Source organism: Marinobacter sp. bablab_jr003, assembly GCF_016464245.1.
GTDB classification, from domain to species: Bacteria; Pseudomonadota; Gammaproteobacteria; order Pseudomonadales; family Oleiphilaceae; genus Marinobacter; species Marinobacter vinifirmus.
Genome location: NZ_JADARC010000082.1, coordinates 1 through 1782, shown reverse-complemented (window position 1 = coordinate 1782; position 1782 = coordinate 1). Strand labels below are relative to the sequence as shown.

The 1782-nt window shown below is 55.1% G+C and carries 2 protein-coding genes and 1 pseudogene; all 3 read right to left on the bottom strand.

Annotated features, from left to right (window positions below; all coding sequences use genetic code 11):
* Positions 1–123 precede the first annotated feature (123 nt).
* The 3 genes and pseudogenes from H3Z84_RS07580 to H3Z84_RS07570 all read right to left on the bottom strand — a co-directional run bounded on the left by H3Z84_RS07580 (position 124) and on the right by H3Z84_RS07570 (position 1632).
* The gene (locus tag H3Z84_RS07580) at positions 124–456 is read right to left on the bottom strand and encodes a LysR family transcriptional regulator (RefSeq protein WP_323126967.1); all 333 of its coding nucleotides are present in this window, start codon (positions 454–456) and stop codon (positions 124–126) included.
* A gap of 8 nt (positions 457–464) precedes the next feature.
* Positions 465–1187, bottom strand: a pseudogene (locus H3Z84_RS07575) (IS3 family transposase); the annotation flags it as partial.
* Positions 1188–1494: 307 nt separating this feature from the next.
* Complete coding sequence (locus H3Z84_RS07570) at positions 1495–1632, bottom strand: DUF4113 domain-containing protein (RefSeq protein ID WP_228285760.1); 138 nt, start codon at positions 1630–1632, stop codon at positions 1495–1497.
* Positions 1633–1782: the final 150 nt, after the last annotated feature.

The window sequence follows — 1782 nt, the reverse complement described above, 5'->3', positions numbered from 1 at the left end:
GGCAAAGTTGACGGGCACTGAGACTTCGGAGTAAGAAGAGAAACCCCGCGTCGCTACGCTCCGATGGGTGGCAGCCTTGCTCCGGTCCGGGTGGCAGGCTTCACGTGGAATGGGTGGCAACCTTCAGCGGTTTACGCACACAACGCGGTTACGACCAAGATCGGATGAAACCGAAAGCCGGATTTCGCCTGTTACAGAGTCAACTTCAGATCGAAGGTTCTGTTGCGCCTGGCTCAACAAGTCAATCGCTTGCTTGCAGTAAGGCAAGTATTTCTCGCCGGCGGCAGACAACCGCAACCTTCGCGTGGAGCGTACGAATAACTCTACACCCAGCTCCTGTTCTACGCGCTTTACTGCGGCGCTGGCTGTGGCAGCTCGCATATCAAGACTGGTGGCGGCAGCGGTAATGTTGCGGAATTCAGCGACCCGGTGTTTTTCAAGACAGTTGGCACTGATTTCTCCGTTTAAGCGACGTCTTTCTCTGGCACTCTCTTTTCCGGATTCAACGTTGTTGAGCCAACGGGCTCACAGTTTCTGATGGGGCGACGGCCCCATCGGCCTGGAGTTCTCTTTTTCGCCTGCTCCAGAACCCGCTGACGCTGGGCGAGGATAGCGGCATCCTCACCACTGTGGCGCTCATGCGGTGTTACGAATCGCAGCTTGCTGTGCTTGTGCTCATGGTTGTACCAGTTGACGAAGCGGTCGACCCAGCGACGAGCTTCCTCCAGGCTGTTAAATCCCGATGAAGGCCATCCCGGACGGTATTTCAGAGTCCGGAACAGGGACTCCGAGAACGCGTTGTCGTTGCTGACCCGGGGCCGGCTGTAAGACGGCAAGACACCCAGCTCTTCCAGCTTTGCTTTCATCGTCTGCGCCTTCATTGGGGCCCCGTTATCTGAGTGCAGCACCAGAGGCCGGTGGAGGCATTGCTCTCGCAGCAGGCAACGCTGCAACAGCCCGGCAGCATAGTCGCCGCTTTCAGTCTCGTAGACTTCGTAACCCACAATCTTGCGGCTGTATACGTCCTCAAACATGTACAGATAATAGAACTGCCCACGCACGGTTGAAGCGCAATATGTAATGTCCCAACACCACACCTCACACGGGCCGGAGGCATGATGTGTAGTCGCTTCCCGGGATCGCTGTGGCGCGAGGCTTTGTCCTCGATGGTTCAACTGGTTGGGGGCAGGTTACCAACTAGAGGCAACAGACCCTGAATCTGTTGCCTCTGGTAGAGGAATATCAAAATTCTTTCTTGTCCCCCCCATCCAAGAGCCACTTTTACCTCCTTGTAAGAACCATTTTTTACCCCTGGGCTTTGTACAGGCCGCTTAAACCCTGTAAATCCCGGCGCCTAACAGGCTTCGGCCTGATTGGTTCTGCAGCGGACATTTTTACCTTACATTGGTTCTACGCTGGGCATGCCGTTTCCACTTCAACAGGCCTCTCAGATCCCGATTTATAACGTTTCGGTGGAATGGGAGGGACAAACACTCAATCGACGCTTGGGAGCTGCGACCAGTCTGTTGTGTACGCCGGCGATAGATGTTCACGACGCATCGCATAAGACCCGGGGCCGGCTTCCCGAGCCATACACAGAGTTGCCCGGGATTTCCGGTTAATCGAATCCATCACCGCCATCAAGAGTTATGGTGATTTCTGGTGTATGGAAGCAGGCTGAAGGGGTGGCGTATCCTGTTGGTTGATCACCGCCAAGATCACAACCAACAGAGGAATGATACGCCATGTCCGAGTCTAACCTGCATGCTCTTTCACAACCAG